Below are 24759 nucleotides of genomic sequence, written 5' to 3'. Positions count from 1 at the left end.
TGCCAGTCAGGTTATCCCGCTCGATTCATCAGAATCGCGCCGGCAATGATGCTGAAAATCCGGTCGGTGCGCGGGGCGTGCGAAGGCTGCTCCCGCAGCCAGGCGAGCGCGGCGATCAGGTCGAACAGCTCGGCGCCGTCCAGATCGGGCCGCGCTTTTCCGTCGGCCTGCGCACGGGCAAGAAGTGCCGCACCGGCACTGCGCAGGGTGACGCACGAAGCATGCAGCGCGGAGTCGGGATCTTCGATGGCGCCCATCATCGGCCCGAGGATGCCGCGATGTTCGTGCGTAAAGGCGACGATTTCCTGCAGCCAGGCCAGCAAGGCCTGATCCGAAGCTGCCGACGTTTCGAGTTGCTTGGCCCTGTCCGCCAGGGCCTCGAAGCTTGCGCGCAGCAATGCCTCGAGCAGGGCTTCGCGCGTGGGGAAATGGCGGTACAGCGTGCCCAGCCCGACCTCGGCCCGGCGGGCGATATCACGTAAAGAGGCCTCGGCGCCCTGTTCCATAAAGACGTCGCGGGCAGTGGAAAGCAGCTGGGCGTAGTTCTTCTTTGCGTCGGCGCGCATGGTTTTCCTTGACAAAGCGGAGCACCGCTCCAATTATACGGAGCACTGTTCCGGTCACGATAGCCGATTTCGGCTCAAGGAGAAAGACATGTCACCCAAGACCATGAAAGCCATCCAACAACATACGTTCGGCGGTCCGGACGTGCTGCGCTACGAAGACGCCCCGGTGCCCGAACTGCGTGCGGGCGAAGTGCTGGTGCGTGTGCATGCGGTGGGTCTGAATCCGCCCGATTGGTACCTTCGCGAGGGATACAAGATGCTGCCGCCGGAGTGGCAGCCGAAGGTCGAATTTCCCCTGATTCTGGGGACGGACATTTCTGGCGTGATCGAGGCCGTGGCCGAGGATGTGGACGGCTTCTCGGCGGGCGATGAGGTGTACGCGATGGTGCGGTTCCCGACCGGCCTCGCGGGCGGCAGCCGCACCTATGCGGAATATGTCAGCGTGCCGGCGTCTGAAGTGGCACGTAAGCCAGCCGGTATCGACCACATGCAGGCGGCGGCTGCGCCGATGTCTCTGCTGACGGCATGGCAGTTCCTGGTCGACCTGGGCCACGATGCGCCCAATCCGCTGCAGCCGAACCAGCATGTGCCCGTGGCACTGGCGGGCAAGACCGTCCTCGTGAACGGCGCCGCGGGCGGTGTTGGCCATTTCGTGGTGCAGGTCGCCAAGTTGAAGGGGGCGCGGGTGATTGCCGTGGCCTCGGGCAAGCACGAGGCGCTGCTGCGCGGGCTGGGTGCGGATGAAGTCATCGACTACACCACCTCGGCGCCGGAGGATGTTGTCCGCGATGTCGATCTCGTGGTGGATGCGGTGGGCGGTCCGACCTCAGGGCGATTCCTGCGCACGCTCAAACGCGGCGGGGCGTTGTTCCCGATCTTCCCCCTGGGCCTTGCCGATGCCGAGGAGGCAGAAAAGCGCGGCGTGACGGTTTCGGCCACGCAGGTCCGCTCGAATGGCAAGCAGCTCGGAGAACTCGCCGAGCTGCTCGACAGCGGCGCGATTCGCGTCGTGATCGACAGTGCTTATCCGCTGGCGCAGGCAAGCGAGGCACACGCGCGGGCGGCGCGCGGACACATCCAGGGCAAGCTGGTGCTGCAGGTTCGCTGAGGAGCAACGTCGATGACCCCCATCAAAGACGCGATCGATGATCTGTTCAACAACCCGATGCTGACAACAGAAGAAGCGGTCGAACGGCACTTCGATTCCGCATTTCGTCAGCGTGTGAATGGAACGTGGAGCGACCGTGTGGCGTTTGTTGCCCGCATCGAGCAGCTTCGGGGTGCCGGCGCGCAGGCCACGATGACCGTGCTGGACGAATTTTCCGAGGGCGACCGCTATGCCGAGCGACACGTGATCGAGCTGCGCGTGCGCGACGGGGCACGCGTTTGCCAAGAGGTGTCTCTCTTTGCAATGCGCGGCCCCGACGGACGTTTCCTCCGGATTGAGGAGACGACGCTGGCGCTTGAACCCTGCGCTGCAACGATTAGCTGAACATCGAATCGTCATCCGAGTAATCACTGCCGCCCAGGTCGCTATCGTCGATCAGCCCAAGGCTGTCGTCGCGCGACGCGGTGTTGGTATTGCCGTTGTTACCGCCGCTGTCGCTGTCGTAGTAGTTGTTGATGACGGTTTCCGTGGCGCCGCCCATCACCGGCTGCTGGCCGAAGAAGCCGCCACCGCCACTGTTGTGGTGGAACATGTTCTCGATGCCCTGGAACAGCAGCGCGCCGCCGGCCACGCCGGCTGCGGTGGTCGCGACGCTGCCCAGCGTGCTGCCCAGGCCGCCGCTGAAGAAACCCGAGCGCGCCGGTTGCGCCGGGGCCTGTTGGGCCTGGGGCGGCATCTGCGGCATCTGCGCCGGGGCGGCCTGCTGCGGAGCGTATGCGGGCGTGGGCGTCGGGCTGCCGGCGTGGCTGCCCCAGTTGTTGGCCGAGTCCATGAACGACGCGCTGCGGCCGGCTTGCGCCGCCTGCAACTGGTTCTGCAGCGTGGCGATTTGCGCCTGCGCCGAGGCCAGCGCCTGGTCGAGCAGCATGGCGCGCTGCACGAGCAGATAGGCCGCGTCCGGCTGGCGGGCCACGGCGTCGAGGATGCGGGCTTCGGCCTGCGGGTCCTTGGCTGCGGCGCGGGCTTGCGTCAGTTGGGCCAGGAAGTTTTCCAGCGCTTGCTGTTCTTGCGGGGACATGGTGTGTGTTCCTGTCTGGGTGGGTGCGACGTGACCAAGGTAGGCGTCAAGTCTTAAACGAAAATTAAGGCCCGGCAGCTTCTTGTGTAACGGCCTGTAACCCCAGGCCCCTAGACGGCCGGGCGGTATTGGCTGGGATTGGCGCCCGACACTTTGCGCATCAGGCGCCGCAGCGCGGTGGCGTCTTCGTAGCCTACGGCTTCGGCCACGCGGTCGATGGTCATGCGGCTCGATTCGATCAGCATGCGGGCGCGGTTTAGGCGCACGCTCTGCACCAGGGCGAGGGTGCTTCTGCCGGTGGCCTCCCGCACGTGCCGCGACAGCGTGCGTTGCGACATGGCCAGCTCGTCGGCCAGCGTCTGCACGCTGGGCGGGTTGGGCAGTGCGGCTTCAATGCGTGCCACCAGTCGGGCAATCAGCGCGTTGCCGTTGGCCAGCATGGCGGGCACCACAAACGGCGCCTGCGCGTGACGGCCGTCGATCAACAGCACGCGCCCCACGGCATCGGCCAGCGCCACGCCAAAGCGCGTGCGCAGCAGATGCAGCATCAGGTCGGTCTGGGCAAAGGCGGCGCCAGCGGTGGTAATCGGGCCGTCGGCGCACACCATGCGATCTGCGTCGACCGTGCATGCGGGTTCCCACTGCTGCAGCGTCGGGGCCAGCCACCAAGACGTGGTGACGCAGCGCCCGGGCAGCACGCCGGCCGCCTGTAAGAGAAACACCGCCGAGCACGATGCGGCCACCTGCCCGCCCGCTGCGACCTGCGCGGCCAGGGCGCGCGCTGCTCGCTGCGCATCGTCCTGCGCCAGGCGCGTGGCTATGACGCCGGCATGGTCTAGGCCTACGCCCGGCACGATCCAGGTGCTGCCATCGGGGCGCGGGCGTTTTGGCAGCGCAGCAGTCTCCACCTGCATGCCGTTGCTAAGGCGCACGCTGGGCGCGTCGGCTGACAGTACGCGCCAGGTTGCGCGCGGGGCCTTCACACGCGGGGCGAGTGTCGACGCGGCTTGCAGAATGTCCAAGGTGGCCGCCACGCTGGTGGCGTACGCGCCGGAGAGTACGAGGATGGTGAAATCCGCCATGACCGAAGTTGCCCGAAAGATGTCGAAATCGACACTGCCAGTCTAGCGGCTGCGCGGGTTCAATGCAGGCATGTCAACGACGCTCACGAGTGCCCACATGCCGAACATCCTCGTCAAGATTCCTGCAAACACCTTTGACGGCGACGCACGCGCGACGCTTGCCCGCCGCATCACCGAGGCGGCTGCGCAGGCCGAGCAGATTCCCGATGATCCGCGCAAGCGCGCCACCACCTGGGTAATGGTGGAAGAGGTGCCGGCCGCCTCGTGGTGGTGCGGCGGGGCGGATGTGACAACGCAGATGGTGCCGTGTCTGGTCGTCGCCCATGTGCCGGCCGGTGTGCTGGATGCTGCTGCGCGTACGCGCTTCGTTCAGCAGATGCGCGAAGCCTTTGCGCTGGCGTTGCCAGCCGATGATGCGCGGCGCGTGGTGACCTCCGTGATGCTGCATGACGTGCCCGACGGTACCTGGGGTGTGAACGGCGCGCTGTGGACGCTGCCCGATTTCGCCAGGGCGGCGGGTTATGCGCATCTTCAGCATCTCGTCGCCTGAGCCAGGCCATTCCAACGGAGCCCACGCATGACAAGCCAGCACACGCAGCAGGATGACAGCCTGGAAGACTTCACGCGCCGCCAGATCACCCTGGATGGCATCGCCAAGACCGTGTACGTGGCAGGCACCGGGCCGGGTGTGATCGTCATGGCCGAGATGCCGGGCATCAGCCCGCATGTGGCGCGGTTTGCACGCTGGGTGCGCGATGCGGGGCTGACGGTCTACATGCCGTCGTTGTTCGGGCGCGATGGCGCGGTGCCCGAGGCGGAGGCGGGCGCGGAGGTGTTCCGCCATGCGTGCGTGAGCGCGGAGTTCCGTGCCTTTGCCGCCAACCAGTCGAGCCCCGTCACGCAATGGCTGCGCGCGCTGGCGCGGCGGGCCCATGCGGAGTGCGGCGGCCCGGGCGTGGGCGCCATCGGCATGTGCTTCACCGGCAATTTTGCGCTGACGATGATGCTGGAGCCGGCCATGCTGGCGCCGGTGCTGTGTCAGCCTTCCTTGCCGCTGAACGCGCCGGGCGGGATCGAGATTGCGCCGGAGGACGCGGCCGCCGTGCGCCAGCGGTTGGAGCAGGAAGACCTGACCGTGCTGGCCTACCGCTTTGAGGGTGACCGCTTCTGCCGTGCCGAGCGCTTTGCCGCGTATGCACAGGCGCTGGGCCCTCGTTTTGTGGCGCGCGTGCTGCCCGACAGCGCTGCGCACCCGAATCCGCCGTCGTTTTTTGCCCAGCATGTGCCTTGTCCGCACAGCGTGGTGACCGCCCACCTGATCGACGCGGCCGGCGAGCCCACGTTGGCCGCTCGCGACGAGATCCTGGCGTTCTTCCGGCAGCGCCTGAGCTGAGTGGGGGCTCACATGCGGGTGTGAGCCCGGCGCCGCCCGGTTCGGTGTAAACCCCGGGGCGACGTCTGAGCAAATTGCTTTACAACTAAACTATTCATGACTAAGGTAATACCGCATCAAACGCGGAGCCGTTGTCATGAAGATTGTCTGTATTGGTGGTGGGCCGGCCGGCCTGTACTTTGCCCTGCTGATGAAGCTGCAGGACCCGTCGCACGACATCACCGTGGTGGAGCGCAACCGCCCGTATGACACGTTCGGCTGGGGCGTGGTGTTCTCCGACCAGACGCTGGGCAACCTGCAGCGCGCCGACGCCAAGAGCGCCGCGCAGATCCTCGACGCCTTCAACCACTGGGACGACATTGAAGTCCACATCCGCGGGCAGGTCGTGCGCTCCGGCGGCCACGGCTTCTGCGGTATCGGGCGCAAGCGCTTGCTGAACATCCTGCAGGCGCGCTGCGAGGAAGAGGGCGTCAAGCTGGTCTTTGAAACCGACGTGCAGGATGACACGGCTTATGCCGATGCTGACCTCATCATCGCCAGCGACGGCCTGAACAGCCGCATCCGCACCAAGTACGCCGCCACGTATCAACCCGATATCGACACGCGCCGCTGCCGCTTTGTCTGGCTGGGCACGCACAAGCTGTTCGAGGCCTTCACGTTTGCGTTTGAAGAGACCGAGCACGGCTGGTTCCAGGCGCATGCGTACCGCTTTGATGACGAGACCTCCACCTTCATCGTCGAGGCACCTGAAGAGGTATGGCGCGCCGCCGGGCTGGACACCATGGAGAAGGAAGAGGCCATCGCGTACTGCGAGCGGCTCTTCGCCAAGTACCTCGACGGCAACAAGCTGATCTCCAACGCCACGCACCTGCGGGGCTCTGCCCAGTGGATTCGCTTTCCGCGCGTGGTTTGCCGGCATTGGGTGCATACCAACACGCACGGCACGCCGGTGGTGCTGATGGGCGACGCCGCGCACACGGCGCATTTCTCGATCGGGTCGGGCACCAAGCTGGCGCTGGAAGATTCGATTGAACTGGCACGCAGCATCGGCCAGCACTCGGGCGATTTGCGTGCCGCGCTTGAGCACTACGAGGCGGTGCGCAGCGTGGAAGTGCTGCGCATCCAGAACGCGGCGCGCAATTCGACGGAATGGTTTGAAAACGTCGCGCGTTACGCCAACCTGCCGACAGAGCAGTTTGCCTATTCGCTGCTCACGCGCAGCCAGCGCATCAGCCACGAGAACCTGCGCCAGCGCGACAAGCGCTATCTCGAACAGTTCGAAGACTGGATTGCTGAACAAGCTGGCGCCCAGCGCGGGCCGCAGCACGGCCCGGTGCCGCCGATGTTCACGCCCTTCACGGTGCGCGGCGTCACGCTCAAGAACCGCGTAGTGGTGTCGCCCATGGCGCAGTACTCGTGCGAAGACGGCCAGCCGGCGGATTACCACCTTGTGCACCTGGGCGCGCGCGCCATGGGCGGTGCCGGCCTGGTAATGGCGGAGATGACCTGTGTGTCGCCCGATGCGCGCATCACGCCGGGCTGCCCCGGCTTGTGGAACACCGACCAGCGCGACGGCTGGGCGCGCATCGTGCAGTTCGTCCATGCCAACAGCGATGCGAAGCTGGGTATCCAGCTCGGTCATGCCGGCGCCAAGGGCTCGACGCGCGTGGCATGGGAAGGCATCGATCTGCCGCTCGAAGACGGGCAAAACTGGCCGCTGATCTCCGCATCGCCGCAGCAGTATCTGGATGGCGTGAGCCAGTGGTCGCGGGCCATGACGCGCGACGACATGGACCGCGTGCGTGACGATTTTGTCCACGCCGCGAGGCTGGCGGCGGACGCCGGATTCGATTGGCTGGAGCTGCACTGCGCGCACGGCTATCTGCTGTCCTCGTTCATCTCGCCGCTGACGAATCAGCGCAATGACGAATATGGCGGCTCGCTGGAAAACCGGCTGCGCTTTCCGCTCGAGGTCTTCCACGCAGTGCGTGAAGTGTGGCCGAGCAACAAGCCGATGTCGGTGCGCATTTCGGCGCATGACTGGGTGGAGGGCGGCATCACGCCGGACGATGCAGTGGAAATTGCGCGGGTGTTCAAGGCCGCAGGCGCGGACATGATCGATTGCTCATCGGGCCAGGTCAGCAAGAAGGAGCAGCCCGTGTACGGCCGCATGTTCCAGACGCCGTTTGCCGACCGCGTGCGCAACGAAGCGGGCATTGCCACCATTGCGGTGGGCGCCATCTCCGAGGCGGACCACGTCAACAGCATCATCGCGGCAGGCCGTGCCGACCTGTGTGCCGTGGCGCGCCCGCACTTGGCCAATCCGGCCTGGACGCTGAACGAGGCCGCCCGCATCGGCTACCTCGACATGCCGTGGCCCAAGCAATACCGCGCAGGCAAGCTGCAGTTGGAGCGCAACCTGGAGCGCGAACGCGCGATGGCGGCGCAGGCGGCGGGTTTGTCTCCGCTGGAGCAGGCCAACCGCATGCAGGGGGTTTGAGATGGCGACACCTGCAATGCTCACCGGGCACCACGCTGTCGTTACCGGCGCTGGGCGCGGGATCGGCGCTGCGATTGCCGCGCAACTCGCGGCGCAAGGCGCCACGCTCACGTTGATGGGCCGCAACGCCGATGCACTGCAAGCCACTGCCAAGACGTTGCCCGACAGCGCCCGCGCGCAGGTCGTGACGTGCGATGTGACCGACGAGGCGAGTGTGTCGGCAGCGTTCGAATCTGCACGTGCGGGGCTCGGCGCCATCTCCATCCTCGTCAACAACGCAGGCCAGGCTGAGAGTGCGCCGTTTGCCAAGACCACGCTTTCTCAATGGCAGCGCATGTTGGCCGTCAACCTGACGGGCACGTTCCTGTGCACGCAAGCGGCGCTGGCGGATGTGCAAGCCAGCGGCCGTGGCCGCATCGTGAACATTGCCAGTACGGCAGGGCAGCGCGGTTATGCATATGTGTCGGCGTATGTGGCGGCCAAGCATGGGGTGATCGGCCTCACGCGCTCGCTGGCGCTGGAGCTGGCGGCGCGCGGCGTCACCGTCAACGCAGTCTGCCCCGGCTATACGGAAACCGACATCGTGCGCGAGAGCATCGACCGCATCGTCGCCCGCACCGGCCGCAGCGCAGAAGAAGCCCGGGCCGAACTGGTGAAGGGCAACCCGCAGGGCCGGCTGATCACGCCGGACGAAGTGGCGAACGCCGTGGTGTGGCTGTGCTCCGATGGCGCGTCTTCCATCACCGGGCAATCCATCTCGGTATCCGGCGGGGAGGTGATGTGAGCACCGAACGCACCCGGCGCAAAACCGCACTCGCTACGCGCGCCTCCGGCCACCACGCCGTCGTGCAGGCGCTGGGCGACCAACATATCGGCCTGGAAGCCCGCGCGCATGTGGACGACCACATGGACGTGAAGATCTGGCTGCGCCTGTTGGCCTGCAGCACGCAGATCGAACAGCAGATCCGCCAGCGCCTGCGCACGCGTTTCAACACCACGCTGCCGCGCTTCGACTATCTCGCGCAGCTCGACCGGCATCCGGACGGCCTGCGCATGAACGTGCTGTCGCGCTACCTGATGGTGACCGGCGGCAACGTCACCGGCCTGACCGACCAGCTGGAGAAGGAAGGGCTTGTCAAACGCGAGGCGGATCCGGATGATCGCCGGTCCTTTCGCGTGCTGTTGACGGATGCCGGCCGCCGCCACTTTGCCGAGATGGCCGCCGAGCACGAACGCTGGCTGATCGAGATGTTCGATGGCCTGGGCATGACCAACAAAGACGCGCTGTATGCGCAGCTCGGCCACCTGCGCGTGCACCTCGCGCACCGCGAGCAAGAGCTGGACGCCCGCGAAGATCAACCCTGAACGAATCCGACCCAACCATGACCGACCCGAATCACCGTGTGGACCCGGCCCTGCTGGCCGGCAACCGCCGACCGCTGGCGGGCTATCAAGCGAAGCATTTCCTGTGGAGCGTGGAGGGCGGCGTTGCCACCATCACGCTCAACCGGCCCGAGCGCAAGAACCCGCTTACGTTCGATTCGTACGCCGAGCTGCGCGACCTGTTTCATCAGCTCAAGTGGGCGGATGACGTCAAGGCCATCGTGCTGGCCGGTGCGGGCGACAACTTCTGCTCCGGTGGCGACGTGCACGAGATCATCGGCCCGCTCGTGCAATTGAAGGCGCCCGAGCTGCTGATGTTCACGCGCATGACGGGCGAACTGGTGAAGGCGATGCGTGCGTGCCCGCAGCCCATCGTCGCTGCCATTGACGGCGTGTGCGCTGGCGCGGGCGCCATCCTGGCAATGTCTTCCGACCTGCGCCTGGGCACCGCGCGCAGCAAGACGGCGTTCCTCTTCAACCGCGTCGGCCTGGCCGGCTGCGACATGGGCGCCTGCGCGATCCTGCCGCGCATCATCGGTCAGGGCCGCGCGAGCGAACTGCTCTACACCGGCCGTTCGATGAGCGGAGAAGAGGGCGAGCGCTGGGGCTTCTTCAATCGCCTGTGCGAACCGGCCGAGGTGCTGAGCCAAGCGCAAGCCCTGGCCGCCGACCTGGCCGCCGGCCCGACCTTCGCCAACGGCATCACCAAGACGATGCTGCACCAGGAATGGACGATGACGATCGAGCAGGCCATCGAGGCCGAGGCCCAGGCGCAGGCCATCTGCATGCTGACCGAAGACTTCTCGCGGGCGTATCACGCGTTTGTCGCCAAGCAGAAACCGGTATTCGAGGGCAACTGAGATGAGCGACAAAGACTATCTGCAATGGCCCTTCTTTGACGACAAGCACCGCCAGCTCGAAGCCGAACTCGACGCCTGGGCCACGAAGCACATCCCGCACGATCACGGTCCCGATGTGGATGCCGAATGCCGCGCGCTGGTGAAGCTGCTCGGCCAGGCCGGCTGGCTGCGCCACGCCGTGGGCGGTACGGCGCACGGCGGTGCGGGCGAGACCATCGACACGCGCGCCATCTGCCTGATCCGCGAAACGTTGGCGCGCCATTCCGGCCTGGCCGACTTTGCCTTTGCGATGCAGGGGCTGGGGTCGGGCGCCATCTCGTTGCACGGCACGCCGGAGCAGCGCGAGCGCTATCTGACGAAGGTCGCGCACGGCGAGGCCATCTCTGCATTTGCGCTGTCCGAACCCGATGCTGGCTCCGATGTCGCGGCCATGGCTTGCGCCGCGCGTGAAGACGGCACTGATTACGTGCTCGACGGCGAGAAGACGTGGATTTCCAATGGCGGCATCGCCGACTTCTACGTCATGTTTGCCCGCACCGGCGAGGCGCCGGGCTCGCGCGGCATCAGCGCGTTCATCGTCGAAGCCGGTACGCCGGGCTTTGAGATTGTGGAGCGCATCAACGTGATTGCACCGCACCCGCTCGCGCGCCTGCGCTTTACCAACTGCCGCATTCCGGCCAGCCAGCGCGTGGGCGCGGCAGGCGAGGGCTTCAAGGTGGCAATGCGCACGCTCGATGTGTTCCGCACCTCGGTGGCCGCAGCCGCGCTGGGCTTTGCGCGCCGCGCGCTGGACGAAGCGCTGGCGCGTGCCACCACCCGCAAGATGTTCAGCGGCGTGCTGGCCGATTTCCAGCTCACGCAGGCCAAGCTCGCACAAATGGCCACCGCCATCGACAGTGCCGCGCTGCTGACGTACCGCGCCGCGTGGCAGCGCGACCAAGGCCGCACCGTGACGCGCGAAGCCGCCATGGCGAAGTTGACCGCCACCGAGAGTGCGCAGCAGGTGATCGACGCCGCCGTGCAGATGTGGGGCGGCCTGGGCGTGGTGAGCGAGCAGCCGGTCGAGCGCCTGTACCGCGAGATCCGCTCGCTGCGGATCTACGAAGGCGCGACGGAAGTGCAGCAACTCATCATCGCGCGCGAACTGCTGCGTGCGGCGGCGCCCGCCAAGTCCTGAATACGCCACGTCCACGCCAGAGACGGAGATTCCTCCATGCCCAGCGCCCATATCGACACCTTCGCCCGTGACCGGCTGCCGCCGGCAGAGCTGCAACCGGTGTATCGCTTCGACCTGCCGGCGCTGCAGTTTCCGCCGCAGCTCAACTGCGCCACCGAACTGCTCGACCGCCGCGTTGCCGCGGGCGAGGGCAGCCGCCTCTGCATCCAGGCGCCCGGCATCCGCTGGACGTATGCCGATCTGCAAGAGCACGCCAACCGCATCGCTAATGTGCTGGTCAATGAGATGGGCGCCGTGCCGGGCAGCCGCGTGCTGCTGCGCTCGCCCAACAGCCCGATGCTCGCCGCCTGCTGGTTTGCCGTGATGAAAGTGGGCGCGATTGCGGTGACGACCATGCCGCTGCTGCGCGCCAAAGAGCTTGGGCAGATCCTGGGCAAGGCTGAGATCGGATTCGCGCTGTGCGATGCGCGGCTCGTCGACGAGCTACGCGATGCCGTGGCGCAAGCGGCCACGCCCGTGCAACTGCTGTGCTTTCACGATGACACGCCGGAAGGGCTGGAGGCTGCGATGGCGCGCCAGCCGGCCACCTTCACCAACGTCGATACGGCGGCGGATGACACGTGCCTGCTCGCCTTCACGTCGGGCACGACGGGCGTGCCGAAAGCGACGATGCATTTTCATCGTGACATCCTCGCCATTTGCGCGTGCTGGCCGCCGCATGTGCTGCAGCCGCGCGCGGACGACATCTTCATCGGCAGCCCGCCGATGGCGTTCACGTTCGGGCTCGGCGGTCTGCTGCTGTTTCCGATGAGCGTGGGTGCTTCGACGGTGCTGCTGGAAAAGGCATCGCCGAACGATCTGGTCGATGGCATCCGCACATTTGGCGCGACGGTGCTGTTCACGGCGCCCACCACGTACCGCAACATCGCGGCGCGCGGAGACGAGTTGCGCGCCACGCCGCTGCGCCGCTGCGTGTCGGCCGGCGAAGCGCTGCCGGTGGCCACGCGCACGCTGTGGAAGAACGCCACCGGCATCGAGCTGATTGACGGCATTGGCGCGACCGAGATGCTGCATATCTTCATCTCCGCTGCCGATGCCGACGTGCGCCCAGGCGCCACCGGCAAGGCCGTCCCCGGCTATGTCGCACAAGTCGTGAATGACGCAGGCAACCCTGTGCCGCCGGGCACGGTGGGCCGCCTGGCGGTGCAAGGCCCGACCGGCTGCCGCTACCTGGCCGATGACCGCCAGCGCGCCTACGTGCGCAACGGCTGGAACCTCACGGGCGATGCCTATGTGATGGATGAGGAAGGCTACTTCCACTACCACTCGCGCACCGATGACATGATCATCTCGTCCGGCTACAACATTGCCGCGCCCGAGGTGGAAGACGCGCTGATGCAGCATCCGGCCGTGGCCGAGTGTGGCGTGATCGGCGAGCCTGATGAAGAGCGCGGGCAGATCGTCAAGGCCTTCGTTGTATTGCACCCCGGCCACGCGGCGGGGCCGGAGATGGTCAAGACGCTGCAGGACTTCGTGAAGCAGACCGTGGCCCCGTACAAGTATCCGCGCGCGATCGAATTTCGCGCGAGCCTGCCGCGCAGTGAAGTCGGCAAGCTGCTGCGCTATCGCCTGCGCGAACACGACAAATCATGAGTGACTACCACTTCGAGCGTGCCGCCCGCATCCGCTTTGCACACTGTGACCCGGCCGGCATCGTTTACTTTCCGCAGTACCTCGTGCTGTTCAACGGCCTGGTCGAAGACTGGTTTACCGACGGCCTGGGTGTTTCGTATGCGCAGATGCTGGGCCCGCGCCGCATCGGCCTGCCCATCGTCAAGCTGCATTGCGAGTTCAGCGCCATCAGCCGCATGGGCGACGACGTGCAGTTCAAGCTGAAGCTGGAGCGGCTGGGCAATGCGTCGCTCACGTTGGGCCTGGATTGCTGGGCCGGCGACGAACAGCGCGTGCGCTCGCAGCAGGTGCTGGTATTTACCGATCTCAATACGCATCGCGCGATGCCGATGCCGCCCGATGTGCGGCAGGCGATCGAGGCGAGCGTTCAACAGTAGTCGCAATCGAACTAGAAGGAATTGCATCATGGAAGTACTCCTCCCTCCCAACTGGCCGCGTCCGAAGGGCTATGCCAACGGTGTGTCCGCACGCGGACGCATGGTGTTCGTGGCCGGCATGATCGGCTGGGATGCGCAGGGCGTGTTCCACACGGATGACCTGGCCGGTCAGGTCCGCCAGGCGCTGCAGAACATCGTCGAGGTGCTGGCCGCCGGCGACGCCAAGCCCGAGCACATCGTGCGCATGACGTGGTACGTGACCGACAAGAAGGCCTACGTAGCGGCCCACCCCGAGATCGGCAAGGCGTTCCGCGAGCTGATCGGCAGCTTCAGCATTGCGATGACGGCAGTGGAAGTGGCCGCGCTGGTGGAAGACCGCGCGAAGGTGGAAATTGAGGTGACGGCGGTGGTGCCGGATTAGCCGTTTTTGGTGCCTAACGAGAGACAAAAAAGTCTGTACGTGGACAAAAAAGTCTGTACTTAGACAAAAAATTTCGTACCTAGACAAAAAAATCTGTACTACGTTCGCTCTTGAAACGTATAGGCACCGGTTAGTCCAGATTAAGCGGCGGGACCGGTGTTTTTCGAATAAGTGCTGGCTAGTCGGAGGCGGGCGCGGTCGCCGTTTCCCAGACCTTAGTCGTATGATGACCAGTGGGCCCGGTCGTAGAAGTCCGATGGCAATTCGAGGCTCAACGTTCCGAATTTATCCAACAGCCTCTTGGCGAGCTAGGGCGAAGCGACTTGTTCCGCGTATAGGATGTGGTGAAGGCGCTTCCCGAACTTGCACTCTTGGGAGGGCTGGGCTCAGCCTCAGCACCCGGGGCCTCAAACCCCGAAGAATGGCTCAGGGCTGAGCCTTATTGACGACATTCAGCATCGAGTGCTTCAGCTCGGTTGCTGCGAAGATGTGCAATCTGGCGAATTCGGTGACGGTAGGTAGGTCCGTCTCCTCGGCGCTCAAGTGTTAGCGATTTGCATTAGTTGTTGCACCGCGTTTCAGGAGTTGTTGCGCCGCTGTCCCGGAATCTCTGGTGAGCACTGGGTTTCGGGGCGGTGCAACAACTAATTGAAACGCCAAGTTGGCGTGGCAGACCTCCGGGTTTGCGTCTGCAGTTCTCCCTGCCGAGGCCGTCTCGTGGGCTCACGTGCCCCCAGCGCATCCCAATGCGCCTCCCAGGCTCCGGCCCAAACTTTACTCGCGCATCGAGATGCGTATATAGCCGAATACTCTTTCGTCGACTAACAGAAGACTCTTCCGCGCTCTCGGTTTATGGCCCGGTCTGCGTGTCCGGCTAGCCAGGCCCTGTCGCCAACTTGGCTCCCATAATCGCCTACATGCATTCGCGTGCGCTACGGAATCTGGAGAGCGGTAGCCGCTCGTCGCTACACGCTCTCATCCAAGTCGTTCGGGCTCTCGACGCGAGCAGCGGTTCGATACCATTGCTCCAGTTCCGACCGCTAATCTGCCCATGCTGGCACGAACTGCTGGGCCACGTGAGCGGGAGAGTAAGTCGCGAGTCACGAAGTCTGCCTGAACGCAGTCTGGCATTCACGTTCAGCTAGTGACGAAATATCCGCAGCAAGCGGCGAACTATCCTTCCACACCCAGACGGCTCTGGCCCCTTGGATCAAGAGGCGCCGCAGATAGGCGTTGCCTCGCTTTGTGATGCCTGCCAAGCGTGTCGTGCCACCGGTGGAAAGCTGCCTGGGGACGAGCCCCGCCCACGAGGCAAGATCGCGCGCGCGTTTGAATTCGCTGCCATTGCCAATCGAAGCCACGATGGCCGTTGCAAGCAAGGGCCCTACACCGGGAATCGATTGCAGGCGTTGACACACATCACTGGCGCGGGCCAGTTGCTCGATCTTCGCATTGAGTTCATCGATGGCCCGCTCGGTCTGGTTCCACGCCTGCAGCAGAATTCCGAGTAGGTCACGCATCATGGGTGTGAGCAGACTGGCGTCATCTGCCAGCAGCTTCGGCAGCATAGTGCGCAGCGCGTAAAAGCCCTGCGCGATCTCGACGCCTCGATCCAGCAGCAGGCCTCGAATCTGATTCGTCATGGCAAGCCTCTGACGTACCAGGCGCTCTCGTGCCCGATGAATTGCTTGCACGTCCATCTGCTCTTCGCTACGAATCGGGACAAACCGCATGGTGGGCATCCTGACCGCCTCAGCGATCGCGAGCGCATCATTGAAGTCGTTCTTCTGTGACTTCACGAACGGCTTGACGTACTGAGCAGGCAGCAACTTCACGTTATGGCCAAAGCCCAGGAATTTGCGCGCTAGGTACTGACTGCCGCAGCATGTTTCCATACCGATCAGACACGGCGGGTGACGTGCCACGAACTCGATGAGCTGAGCGCGATTGAACTTCTGGCGACAGATGACATGGCCTGTGTGATCTGTGCCCACAACGTGAAACCAGCGCTTGCCGAGGTCAATTCCGAGAGTGATCGTGCCCATGATCGGCTCCTGAAGTGAAAATGCCACGATAGAACAAGCGGGCGGACCATTCCATTAGTCTCCGATGCCCTGTTCGATGGCTGGCGCGTGCGCGCGTTGACGGTCGTGGACAACTACACCAGAGAAAGCCTGGCCATCGAAGTCGGCCAGAGCCTGAAGTGGGAAGATGTGGTGCGAGTACTTGACGCAGTGATTGCCGAGCGCGGCACGCCTCAGACTATCAAGGTGGACAATGGCAGCGAGTTCATCTCGAAGGCCATGGACCGGTGGGCATACGAGCACGGCGTGGAACTCGACTTCAGTCGGCCAGGCACGCCGACCGACAATGCCAAGGTAGAAAGCTTCAACGGGCGCTTCCGGCAGGAATGCCTGAACGAGCACTGGTGCTTGTCCTTGAACGATGCTCGGAGCAAAATCGCCGACTGGCGGCAGTACTATAACGAGAGTCGTCCCCACTCCGCACTGCGATGGGCGACACCCGCCGAATTCGCCCGTCAGGCAAGGGAAAATGCCTCGACGTACGAATCAACGACGCCGGAAATCTCCACTTCTGGACGGTACTAATTCCGGTGTAGGGTCAAGGGAGCCGAGTCTTTGGCTGAGTCGATGACGGTTCGCGGGGCAGCAGAAGACTCAGACAGGCCAAGTCCGTCCGGTTCAGATGGCCGTGTTGCGCTAAAGGTCATGTTGATCCTACCTGCGCAGGCTGGCGGTCCTCGCAGCGTTTGACCCTCAGCGCACGGCAGCTCGCTCAAAAGCACGGGATTCCCGTTTCATCAGATGTCCACAATGGACATAGGATTGGGCTCGCCGGTCGCCATTCTTTCTCGGCAGAACGAAGATCTGCTGTGGAAGGGGAGGGCGGCCGGACCTGGCTCCGCGATTCTCGATGCGGATTATTGTTGAGATTGACCCGAATCAAACGTGGGCATAGCTCACGAAATCCGTACGCAGCTGGTCGCCTTGGCAACTGATCGTCGCAGCTGCCCGTTGCCCCTCACAGCGCATTCGGCGCTGTCGTTCCCCGAAGCACCGCAGCGATGTTATCGAGCGCGGTTAATCCCATCTGGTCGCGCGTCTCGAACGTCGCGCTCGCCATATGCGGCGACAGAAACACATTGTCGAGTGCTGCAAAGCGCGGATCGATATTGGGCTCGTTCCGATAGACGTCGAGCCCCGCTGCGAAAAGTCGCTGCGACGCCAACGCATCGTAGAGCGCATCCTCGTCGACGAGACTCCCGCGCGCTGCGTTGACGAACACCGCGCCGTCGCGCAACAAGCCGAACTCGCGGCGCGTCATCAACGGCGTGCTGCCGCCAGGCACGTGCAACGTGAGGATGTCGCTCTGCGGCAGCAGCGTGTCGAGATCGGCGCAATAGCGCGCGCCGGCCTCGACCTCGGGCGGCGCGGGCCGCCGGTCCGTATAGAGGATCTGCATTCCGAAGCCGCGCGCACGCTGTGCGACCGCCCGGCCGATCCGGCCGAAACCGACGATCCCTAGCGTCTTTCCGTTCACGCGCATGCCAAGCATGTCCGTCATGCCGAACGACTTTCCCCACCCCGCGCGTACGATGCGCTCGTACTCCGACGCACGCCGGCACGCGGCGAGAATCAGCAGCATTGTGAAATCGGCAGTGCAGTCCGTCAGCGCGTCGGGCGCGTTGCTGACAACGATCCCGCGTGCGTGCGCGGCCGCCACGTCCATGTGGTCGTAGCCGGCGCTCGCGTTCGCGATGATCTTCACGCTCGGCGGCAATGCCGCGATGTGCTCGGCCCGCAGCCCCGATTTCTTGCCGATCAGCACAGCCGGCGTCTCGTGGCGGATGCAGAAGTCGACGACCGACGGCGCGTCCATGTCGGCGTCCGTCACATACGCGTGAAACTCGGCTTCTGCACGTGCGGCCACCGCCGCGGGAACCCGTCGCGCTACTAGGAGACGGGGGCGATTGTCATGAGGCATGGTCTCGTCCTTGGGTCGGAAAACGGAGCACAGCCTACGAAGCACGGTCGGCGTGGGTCAATATTGATTGTTTCGATCAATGTATGTGCGCGGGGCGCCGCCGCAGGCTTTCGGCCTCACTCCGGCTGCGTCGTGCGCCGCCCATCCGGCCGCGCCGGTCCGCGAGCGACGTCTCGTCGAACTCAGGAAAACCCTGACGCCGCCACGTCGCGACGGGGCCGTTGATATTGATTGAAAGAATCAAGATTGCTGGGGAATCGTCACCGCGCAATGCTTTTTGCATGTTCAACGCACTGAAGACGAGGTCGTGAAGATGCAGGCAGAAAAAAGAATCGCGGCGGTGACGGGCGCAGGCACCGGCATCGGCCACGCGGCGGCCGTCGCGCTGGCGCGAGCCGGGTTCAGCGTCGCACTGCTCGGCAGGCGTATCGATCCGCTGCTCGAAACGAAAGAGATCATCGAGGGGGCCGGGGGCGTGGCGGCGGCTATTCCGACCGATGTTTCCGACGAGGCATCGGTGGATGCCAGCTTCGCGCAGATCGCACACGAGTTCGGGCGTCTTGACGTGCTGTTCAACAACGCGGGCCGCAACGCAGGCGCCGTGCCGCTTGACGACTACTCGCTGCAATTCTGGAACGACGTGGTCGCGACCAATCTGACGGGCGTGTTCCTGTGTGCGCGCGCCGCGTGGCGCCAAATGAAGCGGCAGACGCCGCAAGGCGGCCGCATCATCAACAACGGCTCGATCTCGGCGCACACGCCGCGTCCGAACACGATTGCGTATACCGCCACCAAGCACGCCGTTCTCGGCATCACGCGCTCGCTCGCGCTCGACGGCCGGCCATTCAACATCGCGTGCGGCCAGATCGACATCGGCAACGCTGCCACGTCGCTGACCGAACGCATGACGAGCGGCGTGGCCCAGGCCGACGGCCGTATCGCACCGGAGCCGCGCGTCGACGTCGCGCACGTCGCGAATGCCATCGTGCAAATGGCGAGTCTGCCGCTCGAAGCGAACATTCTGAACATGACGATCATGGCGAGCGCGATGCCCTTCGTTGGGCGCGGCTGACCCGACGCGCGCCGGCACATACAACAACCATACGCCGGCCCATCCATCAGACAACAGGAGACAACATTGAAAACTGCAGAAGAACAGGTTGCGGTCATGCGCGAGTTCGACGCGCACGCAGGCGCCGCCAGGCGATCGCGGGTGCGCTATGGCGTGCTGTCGATGCTGCTGGTAGCGACCGTCCTCAACTTCGTCGACCGCTCGGCGCTTGGCATCGTTGCGCCCGCGCTATCGAAGGATCTCGCGCTCACCCGCGTACAGATGGGTGAGCTGTTTGCCGTGTTCGGACTCGCGTACTCGATCGCGCTGGTGCCCGCAGGCGTGCTAGCCGACATGCTGGGCTCGCGCGTCGCGTATGCGCTGTCGCTCGTCGGCTGGTCGCTGGCCACGCTGACGCAAGGGCTCGCGCACGGTTACCACATGCTGCTCGGCTCGCGGCTGGCAATGGGAGCGCTCGAGGCGCCCGCATTTCCGTCGAACGCGCGTGCGGTCACGATGTGGTTCCCGGTCCAGGAGCGCGGCTTCGCAACCAGCGTATACGTGATGGGCCAGTACATCGGCACACCGCTTTTCACCGGACTGCTGTTGTGGATCTCGTCGGCGTTCGGCTGGCGGGCCGTGTTTTTCTCGACGGGTGCGTTCGGCATCCTGTTCAGTGTCATCTGGTATCGGTTCTATCGCGATCCGTCACGGCATCGCAGCGTCAACGCGGCCGAACTGCAGTACATCACTGAGGGGCGTCCCGTGGTGACCGCGCGCGATCGCTTCGACTGGCGCATGGCGTTGCGCCTGCTCAGCTACCGACAGATTCTCGCGATCTGTCTGGGCAAGTTCTGCAACAACACGCTGCTGGTGTTCTTCACCACCTGGTTCATGACCTATCTGGTCGAGGAACGGCACATGTCGATGATCAAGGTCGGATTCTTCCAGGCGATGCCGTTCATCGGCGCGACGTTGGGCATCCTGATCGCAGGCTATCTGTCTGATCTCTGCATCCGCCGCGGCGCGTCGATGTCGTCGTCGCGCAAGGCGCCGCTCGTGATCGGCACCTTCCTCGGTGCATCGATCGTGCTGGTCAACTTTGTGCACTCGAATGGGCTGGTGATCGCGATCCTCACTGTCGCGTTCTTCGCCCAGGGAATCGGCTCGATGTCCTGGGCCGCTGTGTCCGAGATTGCGCCCAAACGCTATGTTGGGCTCACCAGCAGCATCACGAGTCTCGCCGCGAATATCGCAGCCGTCACCACGCCGCTGATGATCGGCTACGTGACGCAGCACACCGGCAGCTTTTTCTGGGCGCTGAACTTGATGGGCGCGATCTGCCTCGTCGGCACGCTGTCGTACTCGGTGCTGCTTGGCAAACTGTCGCGTATCGAGCTCTGACCCCGTACATGCCCTTTATCCGCCAACCCGCGGACTATTTTACCCGCGCACCACGATCATGATCGAATTCAAATGGGATCACCTGCAACTCTGCTCGGCCGATGCCGAGGCCACCGCCGTGTGGTTCGCGCGCTGCCTGAACGCCAAAATCGTGCGACGCCCCGGCCGCGTCGACCTGCGAATCGGCGCTGTCAACCTGTTCATCACGGCACAGCCGGACGCCCGTTCGGCGACCGTGACGGAGGGGCGTCGCGTGCAAGGCATCGACCACTTTGGCGTGCTGGTCGATGATTTGGACGCCGCTTACGCGCACTTGGTCGCGCAGGACGCCGAGATCGTCCAGCCCATCACACGAATCCGCGCCGGTGTGCGCGGCTGTTTCGTACGCGCGCCAGGCGACATACTCGTCGAGGTGCTTGAGCGGCGCGCAGCTGAAATGACATTCAACTGAACCCGGTCTATAGTCGGCGCAAGCGGCCAGACACCGGCCGCATCGTCATCACGATTCCCCATGCAGAACTGGATCACCCTGACGGAAGCAGCGCGACGGCTCGGCGTGCGGGCGCAGACCGTCTATGCGTATGCGAGCCGCGGCAGTATCGCCGTGATGCAGGACCCCGACGATCCACGCAAGAGCCTGTATCGCGCGGAGGACGTGGTCACGCTGTGCCGCAAGAAGCAGGTCGGCCGCAAGCGTGCGGCGCTGGCAGCCAGCACGATCTTTGGTGCTGAGCCGTGCATCTACAGTGGCATCACCACGTTCTCCAAGGGCCGCGCCTGGTATCGGGGCCGCGACAGCATTCAACTCGCTGATACCGCCACGCTTGAGGAATCGGCTGCTCTGCTCTGGCAGGCCACCACGCCCGTGTCGTTCGACCCGCCCGCGATCGCACTGCCATCCGGCGAGCGCGATCGGCAATGCGCGTTCTCGGTACTCGCGATGCTGGCCGCGCACGGCCACTCGACGCTCGGCCGGCTCGACAGCGCATTGCACATCGAAGCCGGGCAACTCGTCGCGATCGTCTCGCGCGCGTTCGGCGCGCATGACGATGTCTGCGCAAGTCCGCTCAGGACCCATCAGCGGCTCGCAGCCGGCTGGGGCCTCGACAGCGATGGCGCGGACCTGCTGCGCCGCGCGATGGTGCTGGTTGCGGATCACGAGATCACGAGTTCGGCATTCGCCGCGCGCATCACCGCGTCGACCGGCGCATCGCTCGCGGGCTGCCTGCTGACGGGGCTCGCAACGTTGTCGGGCCCGCTGCACGGCGATGCATCGGGGCGCGTGCGTGCGCTGTTCGACGACGTGCAGAGACTGGGCGCCGAGCACGTTGTCGATCACCACCTGAAGTCAGCGGTCCCGATTCCCGGCTTCGGCCATCATCTTTACCCAGACGGCGATCCGCGCGCGGCCGCGTTGCTCGCACGACTCCATCCGCCAGCAGAACTGGCGCATTTCGTCGACAAGGTCACGGAACTTACCGGCCAGCGGCCGACCATCGATGTCGCGTTCGCGATGCTGTCAGTGCAGCTCCAGTTGCCGCGCGATGCGGCGTTCGGCCTGTTCTCGATCGCGCGCAGCGTAGGGCTGCTCGCGCACTGCATCGAGCAGTTACGTGTGGGCAGGGTAATTCGGCCGCGCAGCCGTTACACGGGTCCGGCGCTCGACGAGCGGCATCTGCGCTCCGACACTGAGGACAAAGGCAAATTGCCGAAAGCCGGTGTGATCGAGAAGAATCGGGTATTCAAGATCGTGGAGTAGCCCGCATGGCGACGTCTCGCGACAGCGAGTCGGGGCATCAGGCACCACGAGCGGGCCAACGAAGCTGCCAAAATTCCGTTCGACAGGATTGGGTATTTCTACCATAGTAATAAGTCGGGTCTTGTCATTTCAGAGGGCAGCCTGAACGGGCCGAGCGCTCCGCTATCTGTCTATCTGTCCTTGCGCTGTCGGCCCGGCGATCGGCTGGTTTGTATCGGTTACGGGCGGCCGTACTGGGTAACAGTCGGCCAGAAAGGGGCGGCTCCAACGCCCCGCATCGGCACGCAAACCGGGACGGCAATGTGATTTCCTGCCGAACCATCTACACCACCGCACCAATCAAATCCGAAATCTGCGCCGACGCCCACGCAAAGTGAGTCAGCGCGCGGGCGCGCTTGTGCCGATAACTGCCGACGAAGATGACGACCGACTGTTTGGCGTTGTCGGCCTGCAGGACGATGAGCATGTCCGTGTAGCGGTGTTCCTGATGATTGTGCTTGTCGAACAGTTAGAGCGCGCGCTCGATGTCGGCGGGGCAGAGTCTGGCGAGGTCGGAAGGTGCGCGGGCACCGGCCTAGGCGATGGAGCCGCCGGCCGATGTGAGTTATCTGGAGAGGATGCGGCGGATCTTGTCGATCTCTTCGCCGGGGCAGAGCGGGATGCGGAGAAACTGAGGTATTTGCAGGGGAGGGAGCGGGCGTTGGAAGCCGCGCTTCGCTGACCTTTCGAGTGGCGCACTCGGTCCTATGGCCGAGCTAAGTCAGTTTGTCCAGACTGGCGCCATACCCTTTTGCAAATTGGCCTGAGCGCACCATGACTAAATTACTTGTTGTCACGTCCAGTGGATGGCTCAACAAAGTCCCGGAAGTCACCCTGTCGTTCTGGATTATCAAAATCATGTCCACCACCGTCGGGGAGACCGGTGCGGATTTCCTGGCAGTGAATGCAGGCCTGGGCCAAGGGCCGACCGGCGCGGTGATGTTAGCCGTGCTGGCGGTGGCTTTGTTCGCCCAGTTGCGCACTAGCCGCTACACGCCTTGGATTTACTGGTTGACAGTAGTGTTCGTCAGCATCGTCGGTACCCAAATCACTGACATGCTGACCGATAGTCTGGGCGTCAGCCTGTACATCAGTACAACGGTGTTTGCCAGCGCGCTCGCTGTGATCTTCTGTCTCTGGTATCGCGTCGAGCGCACCCTCTCCATCCACGACGTTGTGACGCGGCGGCGGGAGCTGTTCTACTGGGGCGCCATCCTCTGCACATTTGCACTGGGTACCGCTGCTGGTGACCTTGCGACCGAGGCATTGGGGCTCGGCTTTGTCTGGGGTGCAGTGGCATTCGGTACGCTGATTGGCATCACATATGCGGCATGGCGGATGGGTGGCAATGCAGTGTTGACGTTTTGGATCGCCTACATTCTGACCCGACCCCTCGGAGCCGCGCTGGGCGACCTGCTCACTCAGGCAAAGACCTATGGCGGCTTTGGCATGGGTGCCATGTGGACCAGTGCGTTGTTCCTGTCGGTAATCGTCATGTTGGTGGCCGTCGCGCAGCTCAGCATAAGCGGTCGCCGCTCTGCCGAAGTTGCTGAATAGACCACTTTCTACTCCACAAGGAGGGAAACATATGCTGATTAAGCACTCCCTCGCGCGCCCCGTGGTGGCCGCGTCGGTCGCCGTGCTCGTGGCCGTCGCGGCAGGTTGTTCTAAACAAGCGGATCAGAACAACCCCGCAGTACAAACAACGGCATCGCAGGGCGGAGCGCAATCGCATCGTAAAACGGCCTCCAAACTCGGAGATTTGTCGGCGTTCCGCAGCATCGCCAGCGACGTTGCCACCATCGTTGACAGGGGGGATTTGGTCGCAGCCAAGGCACGCATCAAGGATTTAGAGGTATCTTGGGATGCCGCTGAGGCCGGACTGAAGCCTCGTGCAGCAGACGATTGGCATGTGCTCGACAAAGCTATCGATAGGGCATTGGCCGCGCTGCGTGCCGATACGCCAAACCAAGCCGATTGCAAAACGGCGATGGTGGACCTGCTGAAAACCTTCGATGCGCTCGAAGGCAACGCCTAACCTCGGAACGCGCCCTCATGAAAACATCGACCGAACATGCGCTCACCAAAGTGCCCGAAGTGACGCTAGGGTTCTGGCTCATCAAGATTGCCGCCACTACACTCGGCGAAACCGGTGGAGATGCCGTCTCAATGTCCATGAACCTCGGATACTTGGTCGGCACAGGCATCTTTGCGGTGATTTTTTTGGCTGCCGTGTTTGCGCAGACCAAAGCCAAGCGGTTTCACCCATTTCTTTATTGGGCCACCATTATTGCGACTACCACCGTCGGTACTACATTGGCCGACTTTGCGGATCGCTCGCTGGGCATAGGCTACGCTGGCGGGTCTTGCTTGCTGCTCGCTCTATTGCTCGGCTCACTTTTCGTTTGGCATCGCACGCTCGGCTCTGTATCGGTGAGCTCTGTGAGTTCGCCCAAGGCTGAGGCGTTCTACTGGCTAACAATCATGTTCTCGCAGACCCTGGGGACTGCGTTGGGTGATTGGACTGCAGATGCAGCAGGCTTGGGCTACACCGGAGCGGCTGTCGTTTTCCTCGCGCTGCTTGCCATCGTCGTGGCTGCCTATTATTGGACTACCGTGTCGCGTACGTTGCTCTTCTGGGCCGCGTTCATCTTGACGCGCCCGCTCGGTGCGGTGGTCGGAGACTTCCTCGATAAGCCGCATAGCTCCGGCGGGTTGGCATTGAGTCGCTACTCTGCATCGGCCGCGCTTCTGGCATTCATGTTGACGGCAATCCTGTTGTTCCGGCAGAGAGCAGCCAGAACGGCACACTAACGGCGATCTCAGGAGGCAGGGAAGTGCGAGTATCCACAACGCAGCAACGA

General features: G+C 64.1%; 25 protein-coding genes and 2 pseudogenes. 20 read left to right on the top strand and 7 right to left on the bottom strand.

Annotated elements, in window-relative coordinates:
• Positions 1–11 precede the first annotated feature (11 nt).
• Positions 12–566 carry a TetR/AcrR family transcriptional regulator gene (locus ACTJK4_RS20715; protein ID WP_440077679.1) on the bottom strand — a complete coding sequence of 185 codons (555 nt, stop codon included), beginning with the start codon at positions 564–566 and terminating at the stop codon, positions 12–14.
• 88 nt (positions 567–654) lie between these two features.
• Here ACTJK4_RS20715 and ACTJK4_RS20710 point away from each other — a divergent pair, with 88 nt between their 5' ends.
• Positions 655–1674 carry an NADP-dependent oxidoreductase gene (locus ACTJK4_RS20710; RefSeq protein ID WP_440818830.1) on the top strand — a complete coding sequence of 340 codons (1020 nt, stop codon included), beginning with the start codon at positions 655–657 and terminating at the stop codon, positions 1672–1674.
• Between the two features lie 12 nt (positions 1675–1686).
• Positions 1687–2058 (top strand): nuclear transport factor 2 family protein, encoded by a 372-nt coding sequence (locus ACTJK4_RS20705; protein ID WP_440818829.1) that lies wholly within the window; start codon positions 1687–1689, stop codon positions 2056–2058.
• On the opposite strand, the gene ACTJK4_RS20700 is transcribed toward ACTJK4_RS20705, so the two are convergent.
• Together ACTJK4_RS20700 and ACTJK4_RS20695 are read right to left on the bottom strand one after the other, a co-directional pair.
• On the bottom strand, positions 2051–2752 hold the full coding sequence (locus ACTJK4_RS20700; RefSeq protein ID WP_440818828.1) for a DUF2076 domain-containing protein: 702 nt from the start codon (positions 2750–2752) through the stop codon (positions 2051–2053). The two genes, ACTJK4_RS20705 and ACTJK4_RS20700, sit on opposite strands and share 8 nt — an antisense overlap.
• A gap of 110 nt (positions 2753–2862) precedes the next feature.
• Positions 2863–3834 carry a GlxA family transcriptional regulator gene (locus ACTJK4_RS20695; protein WP_440818827.1) on the bottom strand — a complete coding sequence of 324 codons (972 nt, stop codon included), beginning with the start codon at positions 3832–3834 and terminating at the stop codon, positions 2863–2865.
• Positions 3835–3931: 97 nt separating this feature from the next.
• Here ACTJK4_RS20695 and ACTJK4_RS20690 point away from each other — a divergent pair, with 97 nt between their 5' ends.
• The 10 genes from ACTJK4_RS20690 (at position 3932) to ACTJK4_RS20645 (ending at position 13637) form a co-directional block, all read left to right on the top strand.
• Positions 3932–4384 carry a tautomerase family protein gene (locus ACTJK4_RS20690; RefSeq protein WP_440818826.1) on the top strand — a complete coding sequence of 151 codons (453 nt, stop codon included), beginning with the start codon at positions 3932–3934 and terminating at the stop codon, positions 4382–4384.
• Positions 4385–4411: 27 nt separating this feature from the next.
• Positions 4412–5227, top strand: coding sequence for a dienelactone hydrolase family protein (locus ACTJK4_RS20685; protein WP_440818825.1), 816 nt, complete (start codon positions 4412–4414; stop codon positions 5225–5227).
• A 136-nt stretch (positions 5228–5363) separates the two neighbouring features.
• The gene (locus ACTJK4_RS20680; RefSeq protein ID WP_440818824.1) at positions 5364–7727 is read left to right on the top strand and encodes a bifunctional salicylyl-CoA 5-hydroxylase/oxidoreductase; all 2364 of its coding nucleotides are present in this window, start codon (positions 5364–5366) and stop codon (positions 7725–7727) included.
• A 1-nt stretch (position 7728) separates the two neighbouring features.
• Positions 7729–8511, top strand: coding sequence for an SDR family NAD(P)-dependent oxidoreductase (locus tag ACTJK4_RS20675; protein WP_440818823.1), 783 nt, complete (start codon positions 7729–7731; stop codon positions 8509–8511).
• The gene (locus ACTJK4_RS20670; protein ID WP_440818822.1) at positions 8508–9092 is read left to right on the top strand and encodes a MarR family winged helix-turn-helix transcriptional regulator; all 585 of its coding nucleotides are present in this window, start codon (positions 8508–8510) and stop codon (positions 9090–9092) included. Before ACTJK4_RS20675 ends, ACTJK4_RS20670 begins: the two co-directional genes overlap by 4 nt.
• A gap of 17 nt (positions 9093–9109) precedes the next feature.
• Positions 9110–9970, top strand: coding sequence for an enoyl-CoA hydratase family protein (locus tag ACTJK4_RS20665; RefSeq protein WP_440818821.1), 861 nt, complete (start codon positions 9110–9112; stop codon positions 9968–9970).
• 1 nt (position 9971) lies between these two features.
• Positions 9972–11147 (top strand): acyl-CoA dehydrogenase family protein, encoded by a 1176-nt coding sequence (locus tag ACTJK4_RS20660; RefSeq protein WP_440818820.1) that lies wholly within the window; start codon positions 9972–9974, stop codon positions 11145–11147.
• Positions 11148–11183: 36 nt separating this feature from the next.
• On the top strand, positions 11184–12800 hold the full coding sequence (locus ACTJK4_RS20655; protein WP_440818819.1) for an AMP-binding protein: 1617 nt from the start codon (positions 11184–11186) through the stop codon (positions 12798–12800).
• Complete coding sequence (locus tag ACTJK4_RS20650; RefSeq protein ID WP_322018172.1) at positions 12797–13216, top strand: acyl-CoA thioesterase; 420 nt, start codon at positions 12797–12799, stop codon at positions 13214–13216. Before ACTJK4_RS20655 ends, ACTJK4_RS20650 begins: the two co-directional genes overlap by 4 nt.
• Positions 13217–13244: 28 nt before the next feature.
• On the top strand, positions 13245–13637 hold the full coding sequence (locus ACTJK4_RS20645) for a RidA family protein (RefSeq protein WP_440077668.1): 393 nt from the start codon (positions 13245–13247) through the stop codon (positions 13635–13637).
• Between the two features lie 1166 nt (positions 13638–14803).
• On the opposite strand, the pseudogene ACTJK4_RS20640 reads toward ACTJK4_RS20645, so the two are convergent.
• Positions 14804–15682, bottom strand: a pseudogene (locus ACTJK4_RS20640) (IS110 family transposase); the annotation flags it as partial.
• A 45-nt stretch (positions 15683–15727) separates the two neighbouring features.
• Here ACTJK4_RS20640 and ACTJK4_RS20635 point away from each other — a divergent pair.
• Positions 15728–16246: pseudogene (locus ACTJK4_RS20635) on the top strand (integrase core domain-containing protein); the annotation flags it as partial.
• A 433-nt stretch (positions 16247–16679) separates the two neighbouring features.
• On the opposite strand, the gene ACTJK4_RS20630 reads toward ACTJK4_RS20635, so the two are convergent.
• Together ACTJK4_RS20630 and ACTJK4_RS20625 are read right to left on the bottom strand one after the other, a co-directional pair.
• Positions 16680–17642, bottom strand: coding sequence for a 2-hydroxyacid dehydrogenase (locus ACTJK4_RS20630; RefSeq protein ID WP_440818845.1), 963 nt, complete (start codon positions 17640–17642; stop codon positions 16680–16682).
• 76 nt (positions 17643–17718) lie between these two features.
• Positions 17719–17925 carry a hypothetical protein gene (locus tag ACTJK4_RS20625; protein WP_440818818.1) on the bottom strand — a complete coding sequence of 69 codons (207 nt, stop codon included), beginning with the start codon at positions 17923–17925 and terminating at the stop codon, positions 17719–17721.
• A gap of 30 nt (positions 17926–17955) precedes the next feature.
• Between ACTJK4_RS20625 and ACTJK4_RS20620 the strand changes: the two genes are divergently transcribed.
• The 4 genes from ACTJK4_RS20620 to ACTJK4_RS20605 all read left to right on the top strand — a co-directional run bounded on the left by ACTJK4_RS20620 (position 17956) and on the right by ACTJK4_RS20605 (position 21856).
• Entirely contained in the window at positions 17956–18714 is a 759-nt protein-coding gene (locus ACTJK4_RS20620; RefSeq protein ID WP_440818844.1) for an SDR family oxidoreductase, read from the top strand.
• Positions 18715–18810: 96 nt separating this feature from the next.
• Positions 18811–20097 (top strand): MFS transporter, encoded by a 1287-nt coding sequence (locus ACTJK4_RS20615; RefSeq protein ID WP_322018247.1) that lies wholly within the window; start codon positions 18811–18813, stop codon positions 20095–20097.
• A gap of 58 nt (positions 20098–20155) precedes the next feature.
• On the top strand, positions 20156–20548 hold the full coding sequence (locus tag ACTJK4_RS20610) for a VOC family protein (protein ID WP_440077666.1): 393 nt from the start codon (positions 20156–20158) through the stop codon (positions 20546–20548).
• A gap of 60 nt (positions 20549–20608) precedes the next feature.
• Positions 20609–21856 carry a citrate/2-methylcitrate synthase gene (locus ACTJK4_RS20605; protein WP_440077665.1) on the top strand — a complete coding sequence of 416 codons (1248 nt, stop codon included), beginning with the start codon at positions 20609–20611 and terminating at the stop codon, positions 21854–21856.
• A 322-nt stretch (positions 21857–22178) separates the two neighbouring features.
• On the opposite strand, the gene ACTJK4_RS20600 is transcribed toward ACTJK4_RS20605, so the two are convergent.
• Entirely contained in the window at positions 22179–22322 is a 144-nt protein-coding gene (locus ACTJK4_RS20600; protein ID WP_322018168.1) for a hypothetical protein, read from the bottom strand.
• Between the two features lie 347 nt (positions 22323–22669).
• Between ACTJK4_RS20600 and ACTJK4_RS20595 the strand changes: the two genes are divergently transcribed.
• Genes ACTJK4_RS20595 through ACTJK4_RS20585 form a run of 3 tightly spaced genes read left to right on the top strand, consistent with a single transcriptional unit; the run spans position 22670 to position 24709 of the window.
• Positions 22670–23452, top strand: coding sequence for a COG4705 family protein (locus ACTJK4_RS20595; protein ID WP_440818817.1), 783 nt, complete (start codon positions 22670–22672; stop codon positions 23450–23452).
• 31 nt (positions 23453–23483) lie between these two features.
• Positions 23484–23933: a hypothetical protein gene (locus ACTJK4_RS20590; protein WP_440818816.1), complete on the top strand. Its 450-nt coding sequence runs from the start codon at positions 23484–23486 to the stop codon at positions 23931–23933.
• A gap of 17 nt (positions 23934–23950) precedes the next feature.
• Complete coding sequence (locus ACTJK4_RS20585) at positions 23951–24709, top strand: COG4705 family protein (protein WP_433866974.1); 759 nt, start codon at positions 23951–23953, stop codon at positions 24707–24709.
• Positions 24710–24759: the final 50 nt, after the last annotated feature.

The sequence above is a fragment of the Ralstonia sp. 22111 genome, from assembly GCF_052045895.1.
Lineage (GTDB): Bacteria > Pseudomonadota > Gammaproteobacteria > Burkholderiales > Burkholderiaceae > Ralstonia > Ralstonia wenshanensis.
The sequence above is the reverse complement of the archived record's forward strand: the minus strand, read 5'-3'. Positions and strand labels throughout refer to the sequence as shown.

Bases quoted from the DNA above. Each gene is read 5' to 3' on its own strand.
- ACTJK4_RS20715 (WP_440077679.1), bottom strand. From the start codon at position 566: ATGCGCGCCGACGCAAAGAAGAACTACGCCCAGCTGCTTTCCACTGCC.
- ACTJK4_RS20710 (WP_440818830.1), top strand. From the start codon at position 655: ATGTCACCCAAGACCATGAAAGCCATCCAACAACATACGTTCGGCGGT.
- ACTJK4_RS20705 (WP_440818829.1), top strand. From the start codon at position 1,687: ATGACCCCCATCAAAGACGCGATCGATGATCTGTTCAACAACCCGATG.
- ACTJK4_RS20700 (WP_440818828.1), bottom strand. From the start codon at position 2,752: ATGTCCCCGCAAGAACAGCAAGCGCTGGAAAACTTCCTGGCCCAACTG.
- ACTJK4_RS20695 (WP_440818827.1), bottom strand. From the start codon at position 3,834: ATGGCGGATTTCACCATCCTCGTACTCTCCGGCGCGTACGCCACCAGC.
- ACTJK4_RS20690 (WP_440818826.1), top strand. From the start codon at position 3,932: ATGCCGAACATCCTCGTCAAGATTCCTGCAAACACCTTTGACGGCGAC.
- ACTJK4_RS20685 (WP_440818825.1), top strand. From the start codon at position 4,412: ATGACAAGCCAGCACACGCAGCAGGATGACAGCCTGGAAGACTTCACG.
- ACTJK4_RS20680 (WP_440818824.1), top strand. From the start codon at position 5,364: ATGAAGATTGTCTGTATTGGTGGTGGGCCGGCCGGCCTGTACTTTGCC.
- ACTJK4_RS20675 (WP_440818823.1), top strand. From the start codon at position 7,729: ATGGCGACACCTGCAATGCTCACCGGGCACCACGCTGTCGTTACCGGC.
- ACTJK4_RS20665 (WP_440818821.1), top strand. From the start codon at position 9,110: ATGACCGACCCGAATCACCGTGTGGACCCGGCCCTGCTGGCCGGCAAC.
- ACTJK4_RS20660 (WP_440818820.1), top strand. From the start codon at position 9,972: ATGAGCGACAAAGACTATCTGCAATGGCCCTTCTTTGACGACAAGCAC.
- ACTJK4_RS20655 (WP_440818819.1), top strand. From the start codon at position 11,184: ATGCCCAGCGCCCATATCGACACCTTCGCCCGTGACCGGCTGCCGCCG.
- ACTJK4_RS20650 (WP_322018172.1), top strand. From the start codon at position 12,797: ATGAGTGACTACCACTTCGAGCGTGCCGCCCGCATCCGCTTTGCACAC.
- ACTJK4_RS20645 (WP_440077668.1), top strand. From the start codon at position 13,245: ATGGAAGTACTCCTCCCTCCCAACTGGCCGCGTCCGAAGGGCTATGCC.
- ACTJK4_RS20630 (WP_440818845.1), bottom strand. From the start codon at position 17,642: ATGCCTCATGACAATCGCCCCCGTCTCCTAGTAGCGCGACGGGTTCCC.
- ACTJK4_RS20625 (WP_440818818.1), bottom strand. From the start codon at position 17,925: ATGCAAAAAGCATTGCGCGGTGACGATTCCCCAGCAATCTTGATTCTT.
- ACTJK4_RS20620 (WP_440818844.1), top strand. From the start codon at position 17,956: ATGCAGGCAGAAAAAAGAATCGCGGCGGTGACGGGCGCAGGCACCGGC.
- ACTJK4_RS20615 (WP_322018247.1), top strand. From the start codon at position 18,811: ATGCGCGAGTTCGACGCGCACGCAGGCGCCGCCAGGCGATCGCGGGTG.
- ACTJK4_RS20610 (WP_440077666.1), top strand. From the start codon at position 20,156: ATGATCGAATTCAAATGGGATCACCTGCAACTCTGCTCGGCCGATGCC.
- ACTJK4_RS20605 (WP_440077665.1), top strand. From the start codon at position 20,609: ATGCAGAACTGGATCACCCTGACGGAAGCAGCGCGACGGCTCGGCGTG.
- ACTJK4_RS20600 (WP_322018168.1), bottom strand. From the start codon at position 22,322: ATGCTCATCGTCCTGCAGGCCGACAACGCCAAACAGTCGGTCGTCATC.
- ACTJK4_RS20595 (WP_440818817.1), top strand. From the start codon at position 22,670: ATGACTAAATTACTTGTTGTCACGTCCAGTGGATGGCTCAACAAAGTC.
- ACTJK4_RS20590 (WP_440818816.1), top strand. From the start codon at position 23,484: ATGCTGATTAAGCACTCCCTCGCGCGCCCCGTGGTGGCCGCGTCGGTC.
- ACTJK4_RS20585 (WP_433866974.1), top strand. From the start codon at position 23,951: ATGAAAACATCGACCGAACATGCGCTCACCAAAGTGCCCGAAGTGACG.